Origin of the sequence: Vibrio sp. STUT-A11 (assembly GCF_026000435.1) — a bacterium.
GTDB lineage: Bacteria > Pseudomonadota > Gammaproteobacteria > Enterobacterales > Vibrionaceae > Vibrio.
The window spans coordinates 1,379,717-1,403,820 of sequence record NZ_AP026764.1 but is presented as its reverse complement, the minus strand read 5'-3'; the positions used below and the strand labels follow the sequence as shown (position 1 = coordinate 1,403,820).

General features: G+C 44.0%; 20 protein-coding genes and 6 tRNA genes. 9 read left to right on the top strand and 17 right to left on the bottom strand.

Annotated features, from left to right (window positions below; genetic code table 11):
- The first annotated feature begins 71 nt into the window (after positions 1–71).
- Positions 72–512 (top strand): DUF4174 domain-containing protein, encoded by a 441-nt coding sequence (locus OO774_RS21970; protein WP_264906735.1) that lies wholly within the window; start codon positions 72–74, stop codon positions 510–512.
- On the opposite strand, the gene cobA is transcribed toward OO774_RS21970, so the two are convergent.
- From cobA to nirB, 4 genes are all read right to left on the bottom strand, one after another.
- Positions 509–1,279 carry a uroporphyrinogen-III C-methyltransferase gene (cobA, locus tag OO774_RS21965; protein WP_264906733.1) on the bottom strand — a complete coding sequence of 257 codons (771 nt, stop codon included), beginning with the start codon at positions 1,277–1,279 and terminating at the stop codon, positions 509–511. The genes OO774_RS21970 and cobA overlap by 4 nt on opposite strands.
- Positions 1,280–1,453: 174 nt before the next feature.
- Entirely contained in the window at positions 1,454–2,302 is an 849-nt protein-coding gene (locus tag OO774_RS21960) for a formate/nitrite transporter family protein (protein ID WP_264906731.1), read from the bottom strand.
- A 186-nt stretch (positions 2,303–2,488) separates the two neighbouring features.
- Positions 2,489–2,812, bottom strand: a complete 324-nt coding sequence (nirD, locus tag OO774_RS21955) for a nitrite reductase small subunit NirD (RefSeq protein ID WP_264906730.1) — start codon at positions 2,810–2,812, stop codon at positions 2,489–2,491.
- A 13-nt stretch (positions 2,813–2,825) separates the two neighbouring features.
- Positions 2,826–5,390 carry a nitrite reductase large subunit NirB gene (gene nirB / locus OO774_RS21950; RefSeq protein ID WP_264906728.1) on the bottom strand — a complete coding sequence of 855 codons (2,565 nt, stop codon included), beginning with the start codon at positions 5,388–5,390 and terminating at the stop codon, positions 2,826–2,828.
- Between the two features lie 411 nt (positions 5,391–5,801).
- Here nirB and rnk point away from each other — a divergent pair, with 411 nt between their 5' ends.
- The gene (rnk, locus tag OO774_RS21945; protein ID WP_264906726.1) at positions 5,802–6,209 is read left to right on the top strand and encodes a nucleoside diphosphate kinase regulator; all 408 of its coding nucleotides are present in this window, start codon (positions 5,802–5,804) and stop codon (positions 6,207–6,209) included.
- A 185-nt stretch (positions 6,210–6,394) separates the two neighbouring features.
- Positions 6,395–7,366, top strand: coding sequence for a diguanylate cyclase (locus OO774_RS21940; protein ID WP_264906724.1), 972 nt, complete (start codon positions 6,395–6,397; stop codon positions 7,364–7,366).
- A 98-nt stretch (positions 7,367–7,464) separates the two neighbouring features.
- Here OO774_RS21940 and OO774_RS21935 read toward each other — a convergent pair.
- Positions 7,465–7,538: transfer RNA gene (locus tag OO774_RS21935), tRNA-Cys, on the bottom strand.
- Between the two features lie 103 nt (positions 7,539–7,641).
- Positions 7,642–7,728 (bottom strand) — tRNA-Leu (locus tag OO774_RS21930).
- A gap of 436 nt (positions 7,729–8,164) precedes the next feature.
- Between OO774_RS21930 and OO774_RS21925 the strand changes: the two genes are divergently transcribed.
- The 3 genes from OO774_RS21925 (at position 8,165) to OO774_RS21915 (ending at position 11,478) form a co-directional block, all read left to right on the top strand.
- Complete coding sequence (locus OO774_RS21925; RefSeq protein WP_264906722.1) at positions 8,165–9,535, top strand: diguanylate cyclase; 1,371 nt, start codon at positions 8,165–8,167, stop codon at positions 9,533–9,535.
- 120 nt (positions 9,536–9,655) lie between these two features.
- Positions 9,656–10,585, top strand: coding sequence for a CHAD domain-containing protein (locus tag OO774_RS21920; protein ID WP_264906720.1), 930 nt, complete (start codon positions 9,656–9,658; stop codon positions 10,583–10,585).
- 104 nt (positions 10,586–10,689) lie between these two features.
- A complete protein-coding gene (locus OO774_RS21915; protein ID WP_264906718.1) occupies positions 10,690–11,478 on the top strand; it encodes a lipase in 789 nt (262 codons plus the stop codon).
- A gap of 55 nt (positions 11,479–11,533) precedes the next feature.
- On the opposite strand, the gene OO774_RS21910 is transcribed toward OO774_RS21915, so the two are convergent.
- The 6 genes from OO774_RS21910 to OO774_RS21885 all read right to left on the bottom strand — a co-directional run bounded on the left by OO774_RS21910 (position 11,534) and on the right by OO774_RS21885 (position 15,169).
- Entirely contained in the window at positions 11,534–12,334 is an 801-nt protein-coding gene (locus tag OO774_RS21910; RefSeq protein ID WP_264906717.1) for a metal ABC transporter permease, read from the bottom strand.
- 3 nt (positions 12,335–12,337) lie between these two features.
- Positions 12,338–13,264 (bottom strand): zinc ABC transporter substrate-binding protein, encoded by a 927-nt coding sequence (locus OO774_RS21905; RefSeq protein WP_264906716.1) that lies wholly within the window; start codon positions 13,262–13,264, stop codon positions 12,338–12,340.
- Positions 13,254–14,402, bottom strand: coding sequence for a hypothetical protein (locus tag OO774_RS21900; RefSeq protein WP_264906714.1), 1,149 nt, complete (start codon positions 14,400–14,402; stop codon positions 13,254–13,256). Before OO774_RS21900 ends, OO774_RS21905 begins: the two co-directional genes overlap by 11 nt.
- Before the next feature lie 333 nt (positions 14,403–14,735).
- A tRNA-Cys gene (locus OO774_RS21895) sits at positions 14,736–14,809 on the bottom strand.
- Positions 14,810–14,932: 123 nt separating this feature from the next.
- A tRNA-Leu gene (locus OO774_RS21890) sits at positions 14,933–15,019 on the bottom strand.
- A gap of 74 nt (positions 15,020–15,093) precedes the next feature.
- A tRNA-Gly gene (locus OO774_RS21885) sits at positions 15,094–15,169 on the bottom strand.
- Positions 15,170–15,530: 361 nt separating this feature from the next.
- Between OO774_RS21885 and OO774_RS21880 the strand changes: the two genes are divergently transcribed.
- Both OO774_RS21880 and OO774_RS21875 read left to right on the top strand, forming a co-directional pair.
- The gene (locus OO774_RS21880; protein WP_264906713.1) at positions 15,531–16,259 is read left to right on the top strand and encodes an AzlC family ABC transporter permease; all 729 of its coding nucleotides are present in this window, start codon (positions 15,531–15,533) and stop codon (positions 16,257–16,259) included.
- Positions 16,256–16,564, top strand: a complete 309-nt coding sequence (locus OO774_RS21875) for an AzlD domain-containing protein (RefSeq protein WP_264906712.1) — start codon at positions 16,256–16,258, stop codon at positions 16,562–16,564. Before OO774_RS21880 ends, OO774_RS21875 begins: the two co-directional genes overlap by 4 nt.
- A 108-nt stretch (positions 16,565–16,672) precedes the next feature.
- On the opposite strand, the gene dld is transcribed toward OO774_RS21875, so the two are convergent.
- From dld to OO774_RS21850, 5 genes are all read right to left on the bottom strand, one after another.
- Entirely contained in the window at positions 16,673–18,379 is a 1,707-nt protein-coding gene (gene dld / locus OO774_RS21870; protein WP_264906711.1) for a D-lactate dehydrogenase, read from the bottom strand.
- Positions 18,380–18,763: 384 nt separating this feature from the next.
- Positions 18,764–19,666 carry a LysR family transcriptional regulator gene (locus tag OO774_RS21865; protein ID WP_264906710.1) on the bottom strand — a complete coding sequence of 301 codons (903 nt, stop codon included), beginning with the start codon at positions 19,664–19,666 and terminating at the stop codon, positions 18,764–18,766.
- 203 nt (positions 19,667–19,869) lie between these two features.
- Positions 19,870–19,943: transfer RNA gene (locus OO774_RS21860), tRNA-Cys, on the bottom strand.
- 140 nt (positions 19,944–20,083) lie between these two features.
- Positions 20,084–21,538, bottom strand: a complete 1,455-nt coding sequence (gene viaA / locus OO774_RS21855; RefSeq protein WP_264906709.1) for an ATPase RavA stimulator ViaA — start codon at positions 21,536–21,538, stop codon at positions 20,084–20,086.
- 9 nt (positions 21,539–21,547) lie between these two features.
- The gene (locus OO774_RS21850; protein WP_264906708.1) at positions 21,548–23,209 is read right to left on the bottom strand and encodes an ATPase RavA domain-containing protein; all 1,662 of its coding nucleotides are present in this window, start codon (positions 23,207–23,209) and stop codon (positions 21,548–21,550) included.
- Between the two features lie 360 nt (positions 23,210–23,569).
- Here OO774_RS21850 and OO774_RS21845 point away from each other — a divergent pair, with 360 nt between their 5' ends.
- Positions 23,570–24,085 carry an NUDIX hydrolase gene (locus OO774_RS21845; RefSeq protein ID WP_264906706.1) on the top strand — a complete coding sequence of 172 codons (516 nt, stop codon included), beginning with the start codon at positions 23,570–23,572 and terminating at the stop codon, positions 24,083–24,085.
- Positions 24,086–24,104: the final 19 nt, after the last annotated feature.

Here is a 24,104-nt window from a genome sequence, read left to right as displayed (position 1 = left end):
AAAAAGCACAATGAGCCATTTCCACTAAACTTAACGTATAAACGGAAGAGTTAGCAGGTAAAGGATCTGTCATGAATAAAGCAATCATCTTGATACTACTTTTAGGATTGGTATCACCGTTCACCTTTAGCTACCCTTCTTACGTTCAATACTGGCCACATCGCAGCGTACTTTTCTTCGCGCCAGCAAACGATGCGCGCGTTAAACAGTTCCTACTCGAGACATTAATGAACGAATGTGAACTTGAAGAGCGTGACGTCGTCACTTTAGTCATAGCCGAGGATGGTTTTACGTTTCCTAAGGGGCTATTGGAAGAGCTGGATGTCTCTGTTTTATCGAAGAAATACGATGTAAAACAGGGCGAATACACGGCTATTTTGCTCGGTAAAGATGGACAAGAAAAGTATCGCTGGGGCGCAGAAACCGATTGGCAATTCATCAACGAGTTAATTGACGAAATGCCAATGCGTAAACAAGAAATGCAAAGCCAAAGCAGCCCCTGCAAAATTTAAACGTTTATATCCTGAGGGAACCAAGCCAACTTACTATGCAGTTGCGTAACGCTTCCAACCACAATCAGTGCCGGACTTTCAGCTTGCTCGGCCATATAGGATAATTCTTTTAATTTACCGAGAAGTACACGTTGCTCTGGTCGGGTACCATTTTCAATAATTGCACATGACATGTCTGGCTCAATACCATGAGTAATGAGTTTATCCATGATATACCCACTCTGTTTTAGACCCATGTAAAACACCAGTGTATTGTTAGACTGCGCTAATGAATGCCATTCAATCTCCCGGCCATCTTTCTGAACATGACCGGTAATAAACTGAACACTTTGAGCGTGATCTCGATGCGTTAGTGGGATACCTGCGTATGCGGTTGCTCCTGCCGCCGCAGTGATACCCGGAACCACTTGGTATTTGATTCCGTGCTCTGCAAGCTCTTCTAGCTCTTCACCACCACGGCCGAAGATAAATGAGTCACCACCTTTTAAGCGAACAACTCGTTTACCTTCCTGCGCTTTCTGCACCAAAATCTGGTTAATGCTTTCTTGCGGTACACAGTGAAAATCTAGCTTCTTACCCACGTAGATCATTTCTGCACGTGTATCAGCCAACGCCAATATGTCTTTCGACACCAGTCGGTCATAAACCACCACCTCCGCAGATTGAATCGCTTTCCAGCCCTTTACGGTGAGTAAATCCGGGTCGCCAGGACCTGCACCAACAAGTGAAACAAAACCGCTGTTTAACGAGGTGTGAATGGTAGTCATAAAATGGCCTATTGAGAAATTTAGATATAAAGAGTAACACTCTCACCAAGCTCTTAGGGCTAAAACCACTCTAAGGAGTTATTACTTTTTATCTCTAAACCTATAAAATATATAGCGAAAGTTAAGAGTAAAGAATGGTCCCACCCATCAAGTAGCGGGACCATAACAAGCGAATTATTTAGCCATTGCTGGCTCTGCTTTTACTTCTGTTTCCGCAGTTAGAGAAGGTGCAGTTTTTGCGTGCGTTAAGTACAGTGGCAGACATGTCATCACCAAACCACCAACAATGTTACCTAAAATGGTTGGAATAAGGTTGAAGTTCAGCCAAGTTGCAATACCAAAGTCGGCACCTAAAATCATACCCAGTGGGAATAGGAACATGTTTACCACGGTATGCTCGAACACAAGAGCAAAGAAGATGAAGATTGGGAACCACATCATCGCAACACGGCCAGATACAGAGCGTGCAGTCATGTTACCAATTACGCCTAAACACACCATTAGGTTACAGAAGATGCCGCGTACAAAGCAGGTGATCCATCCGTCCATTCCCATGTTTTCAAAGCCAAGGCTACGTGCCGTTGATACCGCGACAAATTTCTTCGCTACAGCATTGAGTTCCAAAGAGAAGTTACCGGTAAGAGAAATCGCGACTAGGTAAGCTACGATAAGAGAGCCGATAAGATTACCTAAACCAACAAGTCCCCAACAACGTAAAATACGACCCCAAGTAATACCCGGACGGTTTGCAAACTTAGCCAGTGGAGCAAGGCCAAATACGCCAGTAACCAGGTCGTAGCCCATTACACTTAGGATGACAAACCCAACCGGGAAGACCAAGGCCCCTACTACACCCATTCCTGTCTGCACAATGGTCGTTATTGCGACAACAACCGCCAGAGAAAGAATAATACCTGCCATCGTACCGCGTAACAGCAGATCTCGAGTGCTAGTATTGGTTTTTGCTTCACCAACGTTGATCATAGTTTGCACGAACTCAGCTGGTTTAAAGTCTGTAGACATGAACGTGTCCTTATTCAAAAATGAAAGTTAAAAGTTAGAGATTGAATAGAGAAAGGCTTCCCAATTACGACCCACGGTTGTCGTGGTCATTTCTCGGTGTCCTCCCAGAAGCGACCTCCGGGAAGCCCTTACCTATTAAATCTAAGCATTCAATAATGCCCTCCTCTTTTGAGGAGGGCATATTCGCTAAGCTTGTATCTCCACGTCACCATTGGTAACACGTGTTTTGTACGCTTTCACACTAAAACCTTCGTCTTCCATGCAAACACCGGTTGTTAGGTTAAAACGTTGCTTTTTAAGCGGACTTGCTACCCAAAGCTCACCTTGGTGCTGACAAATCAAACCACGCGATAACACGTTTGACTGGAAAAACGGGTCGGTATTGCTGATTGCCAACACGTCTTCGGCTTCAGTCGGGCGAAATACCGCAACTTGCTGACCATTAAACAGTGCACAAACACCAGTACCCGGTACGATATCGTTGATGTGACAGATTTTTTCAAATGACATAATCTACCTTCCCTTAAGCTTCAGTCATGGCTACGTGTAGGATGTCGCCTTTCGCTTCAGGGTGTTTCTCCGTGAAGGTCGCCGGGCGGTGCTGTTCGCGCTCAGGTACAAACACAACGTTTTCATCGCGTTTATCTGAGTTAATAAAGTGTGCAAAGCGAGTCAGTTGTGATTCATCGTTGATGGTTGCTGTCCACTCACACTCGTACTCGTCAACTAGCTTCGCTACGTCTGCTTCTAATTGATCATTAATGCCAAGTTTGTCGTTTACGATCACTTCACGTAGGTAGTCGACGCCACCTTCCATGTTTTCCATCCAAACTGAGGTACGCTGTAGTGGCGCAGCCGTACGGATATAGAACATCATGAAACGGTCGATGTATTTAATTAGCGTTTCCTTATCCAGATCGCTTGCTAACAGATCTGCATGACGAGGCTTCATACCACCGTTACCACACACGTACATGTTCCAACCAGCATCTGTTGCGATGATGCCAAGGTCTTTACCTTGCGCTTCGGCACACTCACGAGTACAACCAGACACACCGAACTTCATCTTGTGTGGAGTACGAATGCCTTTGTAGCGGTTTTCGATGAATGAACCCAGCCCAACCGAATCTTGAACACCGTAACGACACCAGGTAGAACCCACACACGTCTTAGCCATACGAAGGGCTTTTGCGTACGCTTGACCCGTTTCAAAACCAGCGTCGATTAGCTTGCGCCAGATCTCTGGGAGATCGTCTTTTTGCGCACCAAACAAACCAATACGTTGAGCGCCTGTCACTTTGGTGTATAAGTTGTACTCTTCTGCGACGGCTGCTAGCGAGCCTAAGGCTTGAGGGGTTACTTCACCACCAGCCATACGTGGAATCACAGAGTAAGTACCGTCTTTTTGAATGTTACCCAGGAAGTTATCGTTGGTGTCGTGTAACTTAACCAGTTGTGGCTGAAGGATGTGCTCACCCCAGCAAGACGCCAATATAGAACCTGCTAACGGCTTACATACTTCACAGCCGTAACCTTTACCGTACTTCTCTAGTAGCTCGTCGAAGGTTTTAATTTCTTCAATGCGAATAAGATGGAACAACTCCTGACGAGAGTACGCAAAGTGTTCACATACGTCGTTCTTCACTTCAATGCCAGACTTCGCAAGCTCTGCATTAAGTACCGAAGTCACAAGAGGAATACAACCACCACAACCAGTACCTGCACCGGTTACGGCTTTAATGTCGCCCAATGTGTGGTGGCCATCCGCTACCGCTTGTGCAATTTTGCCTTTTGTCACATCAAAACATGAACAGATCACCGCACTTTCAGGTAACGCATCGGCACCCAGTGCTGGTTTCTCAGCACCTGCGTGTGCAGGCAGGATAAGCGCATCCGGATGCTCTGGTAGGTCGATTTCGTTTAGCATGAGCTGCAGTAAATCACCGTAGTCAGACGTATCACCAACTAACACCGCACCAAGTAGCTTTTTGTTATCTGCAGAGACAATCAGGCGTTTGTAAACTTCTTGCTCTTCGTTTTGGTAAACGTAGCTCTTACAACCTTCAGTACGACCATTCGCATCTCCGATTGAACCTACTTTTACGCCAAGCAGTTTCAGTTTTGCAGACATGTCTGCGCCCTGGAATTTGCTTTCAGAGTTACCTAACAGATGATCAACTGCGACGGTTGCCATTTTGTAACCTGGCGCGACAAGGCCATAGAACATGCCATTCCAAGAAGCACATTCACCGATTGCGTAAATGTCTTTATCTGAGGTCTGACAGTGGTCATTGACCTCGATACCGCCGCGCGCACCCACTTCCAATTCCATTTGACGAGCAAGTTTGTCTTGGGGGCGGATACCCGCAGAGAAAACAATGAAGTCAGTCTCTAACTCTGTACCGTCAGCAAAACGCATCACATTGCGTGCGTTTTCACCTTCTGGAGCAATCTCAAGCGTGTTCTTGCTGGTGTGAACGTTCACGCCCATACGCTCGATCTTTTGACGCAGTTGATTACCGCCCGCAAGGTCAAGTTGTTCTGCCATCAGTTTTGGCGCGAATTCAACAACATGCGTTTGCACACCTAACGCTTTTAGCGCGCCCGCCGCTTCAAGACCTAGTAAACCACCACCGATGACCACACCTGATTTACTGTTCTTCGCACATGCTTCAATCGCTTTGAGATCTTCAATAGTACGGTAAACAAAGCAATCTTTACTTTCATGGCCTTTGATAGGTGGAACAAAGGGAAATGAGCCAGTCGCTAGAATCAACTTGTCGTATTGAACTTCACGGCCTGTATTTGAATACACAATACGGTTTTCACGGTTAACGTTGATGGCACGTTCGCCAATCAACATATTGATGCCATGTTTCTGGTAAAAACCTTCTTTTACCAATGAAAGTTCGTCGGCAGTGTGATGTGAAAAGTAAGAGGAAAGGTGCACACGATCGTAGGCAACTCGTGGTTCTTCGCAGAAAACGGTGATATCCAACTCGGAGACATCCGCTTTCTCGACTAAGTCTTCAATGTAACGATGCCCTACCATACCGTTACCGATGACTACTAGCTTCAACTTGCTCATTATAATTCCTAAGGGTTAGGTTTTTATCACTGAGCTCATTGTCATTTGTGTAAGAAAATTAATACATGATGTAAATCAATTACATTTTTAAACTACCCTAAAGGGGTAGACCTCTTTATTTACAGGCAATTTCAATAAAATATAGTAATTTAGAAACATATAATTGAACATTTACAAACATTGATAAGAGTAATTTAATTCATTAACTTTCATCTATCTTCAAACATGTAACCCCTTTGATTTATAAATAAAAATCAATCTTATCAATAAAAAACTTTTACTGGCTAATAGGTACTTTAGGGACTAGAATCAAAACTCATTCACGTTGTAAATCATGTGATATACACCCTATTAGACATATTAAAGCCGTCCCATATTTATGAGGCGGCCTTTTGTTTTTGGAGTTAGAAAATGTCAGAAAGCAACCCTATCTATATATCAAACATAGATATCAATAGAATCACAGCGATGCTGGACAAGATGCCAAGTGTCGCTGCAGAGTTAGTCAAGCTGGAAGAAGAACTTGATAGAGCTGTCGTTCTGGATCCAGAAGAAATGCCGGACAACGTCGTTCGTATGAACTCTACGGTGGAGTTTAAGTTCTCTGGTGATGAGAAAGTACTGACCAGAACACTTGTTTACCCACAAGATCTGAAAAGCAGTGACGATATCTCGATTTTCGCTCCAGTAGGTAGCGCGTTAATCGGCCTTTCTATTGGACAAAAACTCGACTGGCCAATGCCAAACCAGCAAACGAAAACCATTGAGATCGTCAATGTTACCTTTCAATCTGAGCAAAGTGGTGCCCTAACCCGCTAACCTCAGTTGTCCCGGTGCAAAGGAACATCAATAACTTTGCACCAGGAGCGCCTTTCTCGTCAGCTCCAGTATTCTGCATATTCAAAACCATTCTCTGATATTTTCTACTCAACCTATCAAAGTTAATAGAAAGCTATCGATATGTTTCGTATATTGAATGCATCGAAAACCGTCACAATCGGAACATGGAAGCGTATTTAAAGCAAATAGAGCAATTAGAAAAAGAAAACGAACAACTCAAACGTGAAAATGCTCGCCTGCAAGAAAAACTGAATGCAGCACTAGACAGCAATGGACTTTGTCTGTGGGAACAACATATCCCCTCCGGCACATTAACGATTTTCAATATGCAATGGGGAAAAATGTTGGGTTATCAGCCTCACGAACTGACTGCCACGGTCGAAACCTGGAAAAACAATCTGCATCCAGAGGATTACGATCTCGCTGTTGGTGCATTTGAGGATCACCTAGCAGGGAAGACCGATCTCTACCAAGTCGTTCACCGCATGATACATAAAGATGGGACTGACAGTTGGGTTTCCGACAGAGGCCGGATTGTAGAGTACGCAGATGATGGCTCCCCACTTCGTATGATGGGTACCCACATCGACATTACTAATGAAAAACGCTACGAGCAGCAACTGGCTAAACTCGCCAATAGCGATCCGCTTACCGGATTACTTAATCGAAGTGCCATGGAAAAATGCTTTAAAGATAACGCTGATCTGTGCCAATCAATTAAACGCTCTCTCATCTTTTTCGATGTGGATAATTTTAAAACCGTCAACGACGAACTGGGTCACCACGCTGGTGACAGTTTATTGATTAGTATTGCGAACAGTCTCAAAGAGTTCACACCAACTGACGCACAAATTGCTCGTATCGGTGGTGACGAGTTCGTAATCCTATGTAAAGAGTCCTCTCGAAAAGAACTGGGTGAGTTGTGTGACCGGCTTTTAACCTGCGTGCCTTCCACCATGCAGTCCATCATAAATCTAGACTCTGAAAACGCACTGAACGTTGGATTAAGTATTGGCGTGTGTATTTTCCAGGCAAGTACGGGTAACTTCGAAGAGATATATCAAAAAGCCGATGCCGCCATGTATGAGATAAAGAAGAACGGCAAGAATGGCGTCGCGTTTATCGAACTCACTTAACTTACTGACAAGTATAAATAGCCATTAATCAGCAATTACATACGAGCACAAATCAGAGACACAAAAAAACCAGTCATATAGACTGGTTCTAAGAATTTTGGAGGCGCCTCCCGGAGTCGAACCGAGGTCCACGGATTTGCAATCCGCTGCATAGCCACTCTGCCAAGGCGCCTTTTATAGATGTTTTGATGGTGCCCGGGCCGTGCTTGATGGTCCGAAACTCGGCCGGTCAGCTCGACGGCGGGATATTGAATCCACACATCATTTTTATAAGATGGTGCCCCGGGCCGGACTTGAACCGGCACAGCGCGAACGCCGAGGGATTTTAAATCCCTTGTGTCTACCAATTCCACCACCAGGGCAACGCAATCATGCGATGGGTTAGACACCATCCTCCTCAACGACCTTCGCCGTGAGAACGAGGCGTACTTTAACCTATTGAGATTAACCGTCAACTAAAAAGTTATCTTTTTGATTCAAGTGGTTAAAAACCATTCCCGAACGTATATTTCACACGCAGTACCCGGCCCAAATCAATATCAACGGTCATCTTGTTGATAAGCACGGCTTTACAATCTTTCTCATTACTTCGCTAGTTGGTGAGATTATTTTTTTGTTTGAACCATCATGTTTGAGAAAATAGCCTTTCGAAAATGACATTTTTACTTACTCCTTATGATGTTTAATAAATATCGATGAACCATACCCTCCCGGATGAATATGGTAAATAAACATCATGCTGTGCTAATGTAGCGACTTATTATTGACCGACTCCAACCCTAGACTACTTCAATAAACATGACGAAACTGCAAACACGGACATTCTTACCCGCTAAGTCATTGATGCGCACGATAACTTGGCTTTTATGTGTCATGGTGGTTTCTGTGTTTGGTTGTCTTGTGTTCTTTTTAAATTCATTAGATGACCTTGCAGCTGATGAATTAGCGCATAGAGTGCATTTAGCGATAAAGCTTGAGAAGCGATACGCAAGAGACTCCCTCGAAGAATATTCGTTCTGGGACCAGGCCTACCAAAAAATAGAGATCGAAAGGGACTTAGAGTGGGTCAAAATGAATTCTGGTGACTACCTAATGGGTAAGCACGATTTTGATTTCAGCGTCGCAGTGACTCAGCAGGACCAAGAAGTTTACCTAATAAAAAGTATCGATGCTCAAACCATCAGCTATAAAGACTTAAAAGGGCCACTTCTTGAGTTGATGAGTGTATCCAAACAACTGAATACCGCAAAGAAACTCACAAACGGCTTTTACCGCATTGGCCAAGATGTATATCACATTGTTGGTGGCCCCTTTGTCAGTGAAAAGGATAATAAACCCCACGACGGAACGTACTTGGCGTTAGGGAAGCGGATTGATGCTGACTACCTCCGAACTCTTGAAAACGACTATCAGCTATTTGGTCTCAATCTGATCAAAAGCCCAGATGATCTTACAAGCTTTATGACGCTCTACTCCCCTTCCGGTCGTGTCGTTGGCTACTTGTCTTGGCAGCCTCATGTTCCAAGCAAAGCGATCATCCCCACCATCACTCTCATCACTATCTTGTTTGCCTTCATTATTACTGCTGTGACGATGTATATTTTGAAGAAAGAACAAGTCAGCCGTGAAGAATATGAGGGGCAATTGTTTGAAGAAGCGACGACAGACCCTTTAACAAAGGTGAAGAACCGGCGCTACTTTATGATGATGGGTGTCACCGAATTTAATACCTGTCGCCTACTAGCAGAAAAACAGCTTTCCGTTTTGGTTTTGGATATCGATTATTTCAAAAATATTAATGACCAGTTTGGACATAGTGTCGGTGATAAAGCATTGACACACTTCACTCAAGTGTGTCGTACGGGACTGAGGAAGTCCGATACCTTTGGTCGAATAGGTGGCGAAGAGTTTGCCGTTATTTTGCCTTTGACCGAAGCCAAAAAAGCACAAGAAATTGCGAATAGGATTCGAATATTGATTGAAAAGAGCCCCTGCCTTTCTCATGGTAACCTGATCAATTTAACGGTTAGCATTGGCGTAGCAGCTTTCAATCAGCAAGACAACTTTGAAGCGTTGCTTGAAGAAGCGGACAAAGCTTTGTACGACGCTAAACACCATGGTCGCAACCAAGTTATCATTTATCATGACTATATGCAGAAGTTCGGCTAAACACCTAGACGCTTTAAGACGTATCCACTACGACTAATCAATACCCCTCGCCTCGAAGAATTTCGCATTTAGGTATACCATTTAACTATCTAAAGCATCTGGGTATGGGAGTTTCTGACCATGTATAAAAGGCCACCGTCTCGTTTACCGTTGTATTTTGATTCTGACCTTCACTTTATACTTCCTAACTATCTTATCAGCGAATTTGACTATGCAAAGTCCCTGGAGGAAGGCGTAATCCTTGGTCAAGATCCCGAGTTCAATCACCAATACCGTGTCTCACTGAGACGTATTCGCTCGCTGTGTCTTTTGTTAAAAGATCTCCTACCGCCATTTGATCAAAAAATCATCAAACCAAACTTAAAGTTAATGATGAAAAAAACCAATTTGTTGCGCGATCTCGATGTGTTCGTAAATGACAAACCACGTTACCTAGCGATGCTTCCTAACCAGAAGGCATCACTAGAGGGTATTTTTTCTATCATAGACGATCACCAATTTGAAGAGCAGCAGAAGGTGGCTGATTGGTTAAGAAGTAGTACCTACCTTAGCACATCAATATTGATTGAAAATAGTCTCTACCGTGCTCAACAAAACGAAAGTCACTGCGAAACAGTGAATCCCTTAAGTTTTGCAAACAAAAAAATTTTGACGCAATTTCAGCAAGTGAGTAAAGCGATCAACAAGATTTCCGATACAAGTCAGGACGAGATCATCCACGCATTGAGAATAAAATGCAAATCACTACGCTATCTTCTAGAGTGCTTTTCGACACTCTATTCGAAAGATCAGCACAAAGATAATGTTAAACACCTCAAATCGCTGCAAGATAAGCTCGGTGACTTTAATGATACCGCCACACAAATCACTTTCTTCTATCACCTGAGAAAAGCATCGACCAAGCAAAAACAAGAGAGAAAGGCGCTGAAAGCGTTAATTAACGCACTTAAAAGCCAACACAAACAAACTCGCGAGATAATCATAAGTGATGTAAAGCAGTTCCACGAATTCCTCCAACAATCATCCGCTTTGGATCTGTACCGCGTTTAGGTAAGCATCATGCGATAGAGTTTGTTCTCTCTTACATGGCTTTTCACGTATTCTTCATAATCTCGCTCTACAGTGTCGTATTGGGCAAAACTAAGTAAGATAACGTGAAACCATTAAAACGATACCAGTACGAACGTTACGCCGTGTTATGCAATCTGGCTTATCCACGCGTTTTTAAACAAACCCGTTACGGATTCGATCCCAACGGTCAGAGGGTCATTAAAAACCAACACGGCAAAATCATGATTCGTGTACTCTGGAGTAAAGAGCGAGAGGAGGTTGTTGTTGTCATCAAAGGATCTCACAGCCTTTCTGATTGGTTACTAAACTTCGCTATGTGGACCAGAAGCTGCCATCGATTAGGCCTTAAATATCGAATTCACGCTGGATTTTATCACCTGTTATTTCAAGAAAGTATGCCCAGTAGAAATGAGGATCGTTTAGGCTTGAGTGTCATCGAACGGTTAGAGGACACCATCGTTCCCCTTATCCTAGAAGGTAAACGTATTACCATTACTGGTCACTCTTCAGGTGGCGCTATTGGTAGTGTGTTTGCCGATTATATTGAGCGCAAGCACCCAAAAAGTATTAAGCGCGTAGTCACATTTGGACAACCCGCTATCGGTGACTGGACGTTTAAAAAACGCTATCAGTTGGGGCATAAAACCTATCGTATATGTTGCGATATCGATATTGTGACGTTTATGCCACCAGTCCCCTTTCTATACTGGCACGTCGGCAAAATGTTATGGCTATATAACGGTAGAATTTACGAGAATACACCAACAATGATTCGATTAGGGCGTTCATTAATCAGTTGGTTGCTGCGACCTTTCTCTTATCATTTGATGAGCAAGTATATCCGCAATAAAGACTTCTTTGATGAACGCTAAGCGATACGCCACTGATAAACACAAACTAACTGACTGTCCAAGGCTGTATGTTTTTTTAAGCTTTAGCTGAAGGAGGATGACCGGCTTTAACGCCTTTCATTAGAGGCTGAACCAATAGATTAAACAACAACCCTGCGATGAATAAGGTAATCACAATGCTCGCACCACTCGGTAAATCGTAATAAGCAGATACCGCAATCCCAGATAGAATACCAACTACTCCAATGCTAATACTGGCAACGAAGAATCGAGCCCCCTTCAACGCAGCAGCGCACAGAGCAGGGATCACCAACAAGGCAAACTCTAGGTAAATCCCCGTCAGCTTCACCGTAATAGGCATTAAAAGGGCGAAGATAGGATAAAAGCCATTACCCAACATAAATTCAGGTTTAAGCCAGACCAAAATTAGCATCGCGGCAGTTATCAGCGCTAAAGGCCAAACGTCATTCCATGTTGACCAAAGTAATTGGCCGTTCAGAATACCTTTAATAAAATCGGCACCATGCGGGTCTTTACTCACCAGTAAAATGGCAAGCGATGCCGACACCACGAACAAACTGCCAATCATTGGCTCTAAATACTCTCGGTAACGTTTTTCCATCAAAGCAATCACGCCACATAGCAACAATGACATCACCCAAGGCCAGAGCATTTCTCCAAAGAACGAATCTGAAAACAAAGTGTATTGGCTTAACCAATAGTGACTCAAAGCCGCGCCCAATGCCGCCACTTGTGCTACGGCTAAGTCGATGAAAATGATCTGACGTTTTAGCACTTGCTGGCCAAGCACCACGTTTCCGACCAAGGCAATCAGCCCACATAAAACAGCCGGCAGTAACCATGCGTACTCAACCATTTTTTAGATCTTCTCAGGGACAGGGACAACTAAGGCATTAAGCAAGTTATCAATCACCTGGTCATACATTCCATCAAGACTCTGAGTATCCATTACCGTCAATGGCAACACAATAACAGGCTTCCCCGTGCGCTGTTGCAGCCAATTGACCGGACGTTGGTCTTGATGAGATGAGTAAACAATCGCATCGAATGTATCCGCATCCAACTTGGTTAACGATTGTAGATGTGATGTGGTTGGTGAGATGCCCGGTTTCGGCTCAAGATCTGCAATTTGCTCTATCCCCAACCACTCGTAAAGATAACGATATGTCTCGTGATAGCCCACTACTCGCTTCCCCTGTAAAGGTGTGGCTTTTTCATTCCATTCATTGAGCTTTTGACGCCAATGTGCGCGGAATTTAATGCCGTTGAACTGGTAACTCTGAGCATTGTCTGGATCTATGGCTCTCAAGCGCTCTGTGATTGCACGGGAAAGTGGGATCATATCATTCGCTGCAAACTGCACGTGTGGGTTTCCGTGTGCATGTATATCACCCATGCTTCGGTCGACATGATCATGAGTGTCTAACATACGGACGAAATCGGTCGCGTAAATCATGCTCGGCGTACCATTTTGTACCGCACCGTTACTGCTAAGTGTTTGCAACATTGGTAGCCAGCCCACCTCTAATTCAGCCCCAGAACACATGGCCATATCCGCTTGACGCATCTTCGCTATCAAAGATGGTCTCGCTTGTACATAATGCGGGTCTTGTCTGGCTGTGGTCGCCGAATATATCGTTGCATCTGGCGCGTGACTTGCCAGGAACGCTTTCCACTCAGGCTCGCAAACAAAAATGTTCAGTGCCTTTGCTGGTGAAGCAATGACAGCAGCTCCTGCCGCTATCATTACTAAACTGCGCTTAACAAAAATTAGCTTAGAATGCATGAGCACCATGCGCTCCGAATGTCATTACATATTGCACAGTGAATACATTGTCTTTTTCACTGTCCTGGTTCTCAACTCGGGAATATTGGGCGCGGACAGTACCGAAATGAGAAGAGTCCCACGCGATCATGGCGTCAAGCTCTTTATCTTCAAGCGCGGTGAAATGCATGTGATCACCATGCGCATGACCATCATAGCTTTCAGCTTCTCCGTAACGCACACCTGCTGACCAACTTGGGTTAAAGCGGTAAACACCCGATACATAATAAGCACTTAGGTCGTCTGGTGATTCTGCGTCGTCTTTAAATTTACTATCTACCACACCGTCCAACAACATGTATTCCGCAGATAACGTAAAGTTGCGGTACTTGTAGTTCCCATCTGGAGCCCACTTCCATACAAAGTCAGCGCCATAGAGATTAGAACCAGTTACGACTGCGCCATGGCTATGATCGTGTTCATGATCGTGCTCTTCCTCATGGTCGTGATCATAGTCTTCGAACTCTTTTACTTTGCCATTTTCATTGCGTAAGTAACTCAAACCAAGCTGCCAGCTTGATGATTCGGAAAAGTCATCACCTAGCGTTAACGTTGTGGTATACACGCCCACTTCTGAACCATCTTCAACGGAAGACATTTTATCGCCACTCAATGCTTCCACTGCGAATTTTACATATAGATCGGTTGGCAACACGATGTTGGCACGCACGCCGTCATCGTAGTAATGCGACCCCAGGAAAGTACGGTAAGCGATTGGTCGCTCTACGAAGCTGTCACTATGCATGTGTTGGCTGTTTAGGTAACCGAAATCAGACAAGAATCGACCACCACGCACATTCAAGCCGTATGGCAGAGACAGAGTTTCAATAAATGCTTCTTCTAGCAACAGTTCAGTTTCATCACTATGACTCTCAAGAACCGCCGTTAATGCACCAAAAAACTTGTCATCAATATTTGCCGACAGATTGAGCTCTGTATGCCCAAGACCAAAACCTTCTTCTCGCTCAGAATTGTTGCGCTCACCGTCTTGATAGTATCCATCCAGCACCACGCCAATCTGAGGGTTAGAAAGCGTATCGGCAAAAACTGGAGAGATAAACAAACTACCAACAGCTAAAGAGACCAACTTCTTATTCACTACGTCATTCCTTATTGTTATGTTATAACATTATAATTACGAGCAAATGTTATATTATAACAATATAAAGTAAACGCTTGACATGTAACAAATTGTAAATATTTATTTGTGTATATTATCAATAACTTAACAAAAAGACCTATAGCGATTTAATTTGACGCGACGGTTTTATATTCTACTCGTGGTTAAAAGGATGGCATTAAACTGCAGTTGTTAGGCTCTCTCTGGATTACAAAGATGCGATTTATTTATCACCTGGCGTGAATAAGAATGGAAAATTTTTTGAGAATTCAAAACGACGAAAGCCAGTCTTGAGACTGGCTTTCTAAATAGTGGAGGCGCCTCCCGGAGTCGAACCGAGGTCCACGGATTTGCAATCCGCTGCATAGCCACTCTGCCAAGGCGCCTTTAATATTTTCTTGATTCTCTGTAAAAAGAGATTAGATGTTGCTCCGTGTCGTGCTTGATGGTCCGACACTCGGCCGGTCAGCTCGACGGCGGAATTTTAAATCCACACATCTGTTGTTTGATGGTGCCCCGGGCCGGACTTGAACCGGCACAGCGCGAACGCCGAGGGATTTTAAATCCCTTGTGTCTACCAATTCCACCACCAGGGCACGCAATTCTTTGCGATGCCGTTTAGTACGATAAACACCATCTTTGATACCGCTTCTGCGTTATCTTTTAAATTTGGAGCGACACACGAGGTTCGAACTCGTGACCTCAACCTTGGCAAGGTTGCGCTCTACCAACTGAGCTAGTGTCGCTTTGTTCTTTCAGGGCTTTGCCGTGAGAACGAGGCGTACTTTAACGGATTAATTTGTCTGGTCAACAAAAAATTTTATGCTTTTGATTTAAGTGCTTAAAAAGCGATCCGACCGGTATAAACCGCGCGCAAACTGAACATAATTCACTCATTAGAGTTACTCCAATTCCTTCGCAACTTATTTTCATTCAGCCGTAATGTATCATCGAGTCTATGTGATGCTGGCACTTCAAATACTGGATCTTCTTATAAACACCGTTTGTGTTTGAAAACCGCCACAATTGATGATAGAGATACGCTTTACAAAAACATAACAAACAGCTTATTTGGCTAACCCCTTTTCTTGCTGGCTAGGTATCTTTATGACAGAAAATCAACAACTCTATCCTTCTTCTAAAGGACTACACGAGTTTACTCGTTTAGATGTATGGGGTGGGTTTACACAGCTATTACCGCTTTCCATGTTCGTGGTGATATTCGGCCTCGCGTTCGGTGTCGCTGCGGTACAAACTGGCTTAGACGCTTTTCCGACATTGCTAATGAGTGGACTCGTATTTGCTGGCGCTTCTCAATTTGCGGCGTTGGAAATGTGGGGAACTGAGGTCCCATTGGTTCCGGTACTGATCACCGTATTCGCGATCAATGCACGTCATCTTCTTATGGGCGCAACACTTTACCCATGGTTACGCCAACTACCACCTGCTAAACGTTACGGTGTCATGCTAGTAGCATCAGACGCAAACTGGGCAATGGCAATGAACGCATTTGCGAAGAAAGAGCCCGGACTGGGTTTGCTCGTTGGCGGTGGTTTAGCATTATGGGGGTTCTGGATTGTTGGTACTTGGTTAGGCATTTACTTTGGTGGCGCGATAAAAGATCCGGTAAGCCTTGGTCTGGATATGGTCATGGGCTGCTTCTTACTATCTATGGTTGTCGTTGGGCCTAAAAACTTGCGTATATTTGCCATTTGGTGCGTTGCCGCAGGCTCTTCATTGCTGGCTTACTGGTACTTACCTGAGAACAGCCACGTGGTGGTTGGTGCTTTCGCGGGTGGAATACTAGGAGCGTGTTGGAAGGAGAAAAAAGCATGAGTATAGAAACCAGTTTTGCTGGCACGCTTGTTATTATCTTTGCCATGGGAATGGTGACCTTAGTAGCACGCTGGGGCGGCGTATTTATAATGTCATTTGTTCCGATCAGCGAACGAGTACAGCGTTTTATCACGGCTATGTCGGGCTCGGTATTAGTAGCACTATTAGCCCCCCTTGCCGTTGAAGGTGATAATGGAGCCCGCATGGCACTCCTGTCTACAGCGGTCGTGATGTTTGTCGTCAAAAAGCCACTACCTGCTATTGCGGCTGGCATTATCGCAGCTGCTGCAGTACGTGCGATATAGCCTATATTGACCCTCATTTTACTGAACGTCTGAAACAAAAAACCCTTCTACGATGAAAAGTGGAAGGGCTTAACATTTTATATCGGCTCACCTAAGGGCTGTCATGAACTAGGCGCAGCAGTTACAGTTGCGCTTATATTTATCCATTTTACCTATGCCTGGATTGAAAGTATTAGTCGGGTCTAACTGATGATAGAACTTTTGCAGAGTGTTTTCCGCTTCATACAAATGGCCGACGTTGTGCTCAGCAGGATACTTAGCACCACGGCTATTTAAATGCTCCAGCATCAGCTTCTTCATCAATTTGGTATCTGTACCCTTTTTGAACACATAATCCTGATGGAACACATAACACATAAAGTGACCATAGTAGAGCGACTGTACCAGGTTCTTACTTACCTCTTCAGGCAAGGTTTCCAGCCACTCCTCGTCATTACGACGCAGAGCAATATCTAGTGCGACGATATCCTCGACTTCTTGACGATGAATGGTTTCATAACGAATAGCTGCGCCAGCCGCCGCAAAACGATGTAGGAACGCTTTTTTACCTTCGTCTGGGGTACATTCGAAGAAATCACAATCGTTTTCAACCGCCCATACTTCTTTCAAGTACTGCTCGGCTTCTGCTATACCAGCATCGCTCATTTTTAGAATCAGGTGGTGTTCGTATTTATCGCGGTAATCTAACATGCGTTCAGGTAAGTGCTGCGGGAATAGCTTACTTGCGTAATACAGAATCGTGTCTGGCAGGTATTTACTCACAAAAGGGACGCGCTCTAAGATGTTTTCTACTTTCGCCTTTAGGGCGAACATTTTAGGTAACCTATCCGTTCCCAATTTGTCTATCGAAAGAAACACATCCTTGCCGTACTTTTCTGCCATATTGAAAATGTCTCGATGCAGATATTCCCCCATCTCAGGCAGGTTTTCAAAATTGGATAAGAAGTCTTTTCGTAACTTAGTCAACTTAGCAGGATCATTGGTGCCAAGATAAAAAACCTGCTCCTTGTCTGGCACAGGGTAGCTGTCGACACGAACGGCAAATACACCGAGTTTACCCGCACAACCACTGGCTTCGAATAGTCGACGCTCATCTGCATTAAATCGTGATGGAATATCCGAAGAAACATCACGAACACGCTCATCATATTCTTTATCTGAGGCCATACGGTCATTGTGGATGATTTTGGCTGGGTCGAAGTTACCTTCCTGCAAGTTTGTCAGTATTTCTTCCGGAGTGACACCTAATCCTTCAATACCAAGGTGGTTAACAAGGTGCAGTTTGCCCTCTTTATCTACCTGAGCATAAATCGCCAGTTCCGTGTATGCCGGACCACGTTTAACTAACGCGCCACCAGAGTTATTGGCAATACCGCCCACGACCGTCGCTCCTAACGATGAGGAACCGATAATAGAGTGCGGCGCACGGTTAACCGCTTTTAGCGACTTTTCTAGTGAATGTAAGCTTGCACCAGGTAGACAGACAGCCTGCTTGCCACCATCCAGTAAGTGAATGCTCTTTATCTTAGTAATGTTGATAACAACAACATCGCGATCATAATCGTTACCACTCGGAGCAGAACCTTCAGTAAGTCCGGTCTTCGCCGCTTGCATAATGATGATGCAGTTCGCCTCGACACACTGTTTTATGATCTTCCACTGTTCTAATAAGGTGTTAGGAAACACGACAGCAAGCGCTGTACCACTACCCGAGCGAAAACCTGAGCGGTAGTACTTGGTTTTAACTTGATCAGTTAGGACGTTGTCTTCACCGACTATCGTTTTGAATGCTTCTATCAGCTGCTTTTGTTTCATATCCGTATCTCTAATTCTTATCGCCACATTAGCCGTGGTTGATTGAGTTTGGCTCACTATAAGCAGTCCTTTTTCCTGCGTCTATCGATGGAAATCACACAACCCGCACTTAGTAACAAGCGAACTATATTTACTTTTTATTTTTCAATAATTTAAATTATGAATACGCACAATTTAACCAAAGAAACAGACTGTTTCCCTAAAGAAACAATATCAAAACCATTCTTTAACATATGTGCTCAATATCGAGTTATTCGACTCGTTGATAATTTGGCTTAGTCACGTAACTTTATTAATGGGAAGGATATTTAAGGTAGCTGCCGTACAGGTAAACGCAACACCATGCTCACAGATGATGTTGCATTTATGATCATAATTGAGGAGTTAAAAACGGTGCTTCTGACTTTGAAAGCAGGCGTAAAGGTGGTCGATAAAGATCTTAACCTTTTCTGGCTGCTGCCGTGTATAAGGGTACACGGCATAAATACCAAGACACTTCGCGGTCTCTTCCTTGAACAGTTGAATCAATCTGCCTTGTTCTAAGTCTTCATAAACCAAAACGCGTGGCACGTAGATAAGCCCCTGTCCTAGTAGTGCAACATTTCTTAATACGGACGAGTTATTGATACAAAGATTACCGTCGACCGTCACCTGATAAACACTGTCCCCATCCCTGAAAGCCCATTCACGAGCCCCCGTTTCCTGATATGCATACACAAGACAGTTATGCTTTTCTAACTCAGATGGCTGCTTCGGTATACCGTGTCTGGCGAGATACTGCGGAGATGCACACACGATCCAGTTAACATCGACAAGCTTTCTGGCGATTAAGCTAGAGTCTGGCAACACGCCCGTTCTGATTGCAAGATCAAAGCGCTCATTTACAATATCGACAAAACGATTATCAAGTTCCATATCGATATTGATGTCTGGGTATTTGTTATTAAATTCAGCGATCACAGCAGGAAGAATTAATTCACCAGAAATGGTCGGAACGGTAATTTTGATGTTACCAGATAAATTACGCCCTAAACCAACAATGGCCTCTTCAGCATCAGCAACTGCCTGATAAACCGATTTCGCATGCTCGTAGAAAGACTGACCGGCTTCACTCAACTTGATTGTTCGTGTAGTGCGATACAGCAATTGAACACCGAGATCTTGCTCAAGCTTTGCAATGCGTTTACTGACCACAGACTTGGTCAGATCCATTTGCTTAGCCGCGCCACTGAACGAGCCTTGTTCGACCAGGTGATAAAAGATGATGTAATCGTCGGTATTTCTCATGCTACTTCATTAAATCCTTTAGAAGAGCGTATTGTAGGCGGATTCAGTTTCTGGTGCTGAAAGTAGAGTCACACTAATCGAACCACCTAGACTGCAGAGACAAAAAAACCAGCTTTCGCTGGCTTAATGTGGATGCTTTAAGCATCGAGATATCACTAATACTAATTTTGAAAAGTATGGAGCCATATCTGAACAATTTGATATGGAGGCGCCTCCCGGAGTCGAACCGAGGTCCACGGATTTGCAATCCGCTGCATAGCCACTCTGCCAAGGCGCCGTCACATTAACGCATTAAGAGGCCTCCCCCGTTGCGTTGGTTGCTACTTTACGGATTCGAAAAAGATAGTCAAACATAAATCACTCATTTGCCGTTTGTTTGCTTTCTTTTAAGTCAGTTAGGTGAAGATTCGATCAAAACTAACTATTACTGACTCTTTTGAGCAGGCGACCAACTACGTTAGGATGATAAGACCAGACATGATCAAACATCGACATTAACGCCGGATTACCATACTTGGACAAACTGATCGCATGAAAACGGTTTTTCTTTGCTTTCAGCGCTGTTACTTTTTCGAGTAACTCATCCTGCTGCTTTGGTGCAATAAAATCTGAAATCACCACCATATCAGCGTTTTTGTACTTGTCGCCACTCATCAGATCGATAGATTTAATCAAAGTCGGTTCCAAATCAGTACCGCCATGAAAGCTATAGGTCAGGAAATCAGCCGCTTCGCGCAAACCATCTTGTTTAGTCAGTTCGTACGTAATGTGCTCGGTAGAGAATATGATGACGTAGCAGTCACGCTGTTCTGCTAAGGCAATTTGCATTAGCGCGTAAGCCATCGCCTTAGCACATTGTTCTGGAAACCCACTCATCGAACCAGAAGCGTCTACACAGACAATAAATGGACCTTTTTCGATATCAACCGCTTTGTTATCAGGGCGATGCGCTTTTACTTTTCGCAGCGTACGCGATTTGCCCTGAGTTCGATAGTTCATCAAACGCTTGTCGACAAGGTGTTTATAGAAGACCACTTCAAGCTCTGGATATGCCAAAAACATGGTTTCATTTGGGAGGAGTTTATTTAAATCGTCACTTTCGTGAATACCCACAATGTCGTCGGTCGCTTCGTCACTCTTTTCCTCTACCATTTGCAACTCTTCAGCAGGCGCACGGTTAAGATCTGGATCATTCACCTGCCCTGCCATACGACCAAGTTGCTCGGCGATTTCTTGTAAACCTTTATGCTTTTTCAAAAACTCGGCATGGCGCTTCATTACTGTAAGGTCAGTCTTACTCAACTTGGCAGACGCCATATCCCATAAACGGCCTACACTTTCTGCATCACCAGACTCCGTCACTTTATCCATATTACGCATGGTTTCCATACGCTGATAAAGGTCGTTGAGAACTTTCTCTTTGTTGGCTTCCAACTCACTCAACTGCGCCTTTTTAATAGCATCGGCGAGACTTTGATACCACTGGTCGCAAAAGTAATGTGGGAACATTGGGTTGTTAACCCCTTTATTCTTCTCCAACATACGACGGGCTTGCATGTAAAATGCAGAGTGCCATTCGAGCTTTTTGATGACGTCTTCTATGCGATCAAAAAACTCATCTTCACTCCAGTGAATGACTTCCTGGTACAAGGCGAGTTCTTGCTGAAATCGCTCTGTTTCACATACCTTAGTAATGCGCTTTTTCACGTTGCCTCGCCATTTCAAGAGATGGCTTTTTACTGAGGATTTTACCCCTCGGTTTTCTGCCATCATCATGACTTGAGAGCGCGCCATTAGGTCGTTTACTGCACTGTCGATGATACCCGAATCTGCAATCATCAAAGCTAAGTTGAGTCCGTCCGCACCTAACATGAGGCCTCCTTACGAGAAAAACTGTGGTAAGTTCTTAAAGCGCTGAACAATTTTCTCGCTTTCACCCTGGATAGATTCAAGCCTCTGGCTTACGTGTTGCAAACTCGATTCCATTGAACGCGGCAGCTCTGGGTCGACAAAACTGTGCGGTAGCGCATCATGGAAGTTCGCTTTTACTTTACGTATGTGATGCTCTGCTCCACTTAACTGACTTATTGCTTTTTCACTTTGAGTAAGCCAGTTTTCGTATCGCTCCATATCTAAGCCTTCTTGCGTTACTAAACCGACTAGAATGCCTCGGTTAGCAATATCACGAATCACCAAGTTACTTTCTGCATCGACATCAAAGCGCAAGCGGCACATATTGGTGTTTTGGTTAACATAACCATACACATCACCTTGGCCATCTTTGATCACGCGGTCTAATTCATCTTTCGGAACATACACCCAGCGGCTGTCACCTTTCTCAGATTCAGACACTGACATATTACTCTGTAGAATCACCAGTTTCACTAAATTCACCGCAGCACCGACTTTGTAGCTTTTCGCTTTGGAAGTATCGAAGCGCATGGTTTCTTTACGCAGAATACCCGTCGCCGCTTCTGACGTAAGTGTCATGCGGTAGGCATCTTCGAGCTCGTGTTGTACTTCAACGAGTGTTTCTCGGCAGTATTCGATTTCTTGTTCGGCATCTTGCTGATCAAAAGCGTGTTTGAGCGCAAACTCTTGAACAACGCCACGAACGACATCACGCGATTCAGGGCTATTCCACAGACAATCTTGCAGAAGCAGAAGATCGAGCGGATTTATCTCATCGCGGCCATTAAAGAACGCACTGGCTTTAAGTAGTTTTACCGCTTTCTTCCAGCGTCGGTCAGAAACATACATGTCTGTATTTGCGATATCACCGAACTCAGCTTCAACTTTGCTTTCTAACATGGTCTTAAGCTGGAAGAGTTTTTCAAAGGCATTGTCTGTAAGAGCCAACTTATCAAACTGTTGCTGCCACTGATGGTATTCTTCATCAGTAATCGCCAAACCTTCCGGTATTTTTGCTTCCTGAGAAGTGCCTACGGTTAGCATTGACTTAAAATTCTGTTTGTTCTGAATACGGTTAACAAACACACGTACCAGCATACGGTCATATAATGCGTCTAAGCCGCTGTCTTCGTCTGGTAGTTCATTCGATGCCGACACTAACAAACGCATTGGTACGCGCTCAATGTCACTGCCGTTTTTAAATGTTTTTTCGTTCACTACTGTCAGCAAAGTATTCAGGATTGCTGGGCCTGCTTTCCAGATCTCATCTAAGAAAACGACTTGTGCAGTCGGTAGGTAACCTTTGGTCAAACGGACATAACGGCCGTTGTCTTTCAGTTCTTGGATGCTCAGAGGGCCAAACACCTCTTCCGGTGTCGAGAAACGAGTCATCAAATATTCAAAATAGCTGCTGCTATCAAACGCCTGAATTAAGCGCTTAGCAATTAAACTTTTCGCAATACCAGGAGGGCCGAGAAGAAACACGCTTTCACCCGCAAGCGCTGCTAGCAGACAAAGTTTAATTGTATGTTCACGCTCATAAACGCCATCAGTCAACGCTTTCGCCAACTTATTGATTCGCTCGGAAAGAAGTGCTTTATCGGCATTTGATGCAAAAGAGGGTTGTATCATGAGAGCTCCGGCTGCTGAACTGATATTGTATATTTATTTTTATACATTTGTTATCACTTTGTTACAAGTGCAATTTTATCTAACCTCCCTTATAGCAGATGCTTGCTCGATACATCACTTAGCAATCATAGTTTCCATATATGAGATGCAAATCACTAAAAATATGTACGCTTTTGTCGATTAAGAATTACTTTAAGTTAAAAAGAGCAAGGTTTTCTCGCTAACACAAGCTCAAGGAAACCACACAGCAGAATTGCTTGCTCTTTCCAAGTTATTAGGTTGTAAACACACTTTTTCTTTTGTTTGATGACGAATGTCGTTAATGTTCATACAAGCCTTAATAGTTTGGATTATCACTTCATGACTAAAACCATTCATCAATGGAAGCAAATCTCATTGATAGAAGAAGACGTTGAATTACCCACTGGTCAGGTAATTACACACACAACGATTCATCATCCTGGCGCGGCAGTTATCTTGCCTATAACCGAGAACAATGAAATCGTACTTGTGAATCAGTTTCGCCCTTCTCTCAATAAATGGTTGCTTGAACTTCCGGCAGGAACCCGCGAAGGTGTTGAAGATCCCCTAGCCTGTGCGCAGAGGGAGCTGGAAGAAGAAACAGGGTTTAGCGCAAAGAAATTTATATCACTCGGACAAGTTACGCCTTTAGCGGGCTTCTGTGATGAAATCCAATACTTATTTATCGCACAGGAGTTAACCGCAACTCATCGTTATGAATGCGATGAAGATGAAGTGATTGAGGTGGTGACAATGTCACTGAAACGACTAGAAGAAAAAATTATCGACGGCACGATTACCGATGCTAAAACTATCGCTTGTTTAAGCAAAGCTCGCCTTTGCGGTTATATTTAGGGATTAAGAGGAGATATTC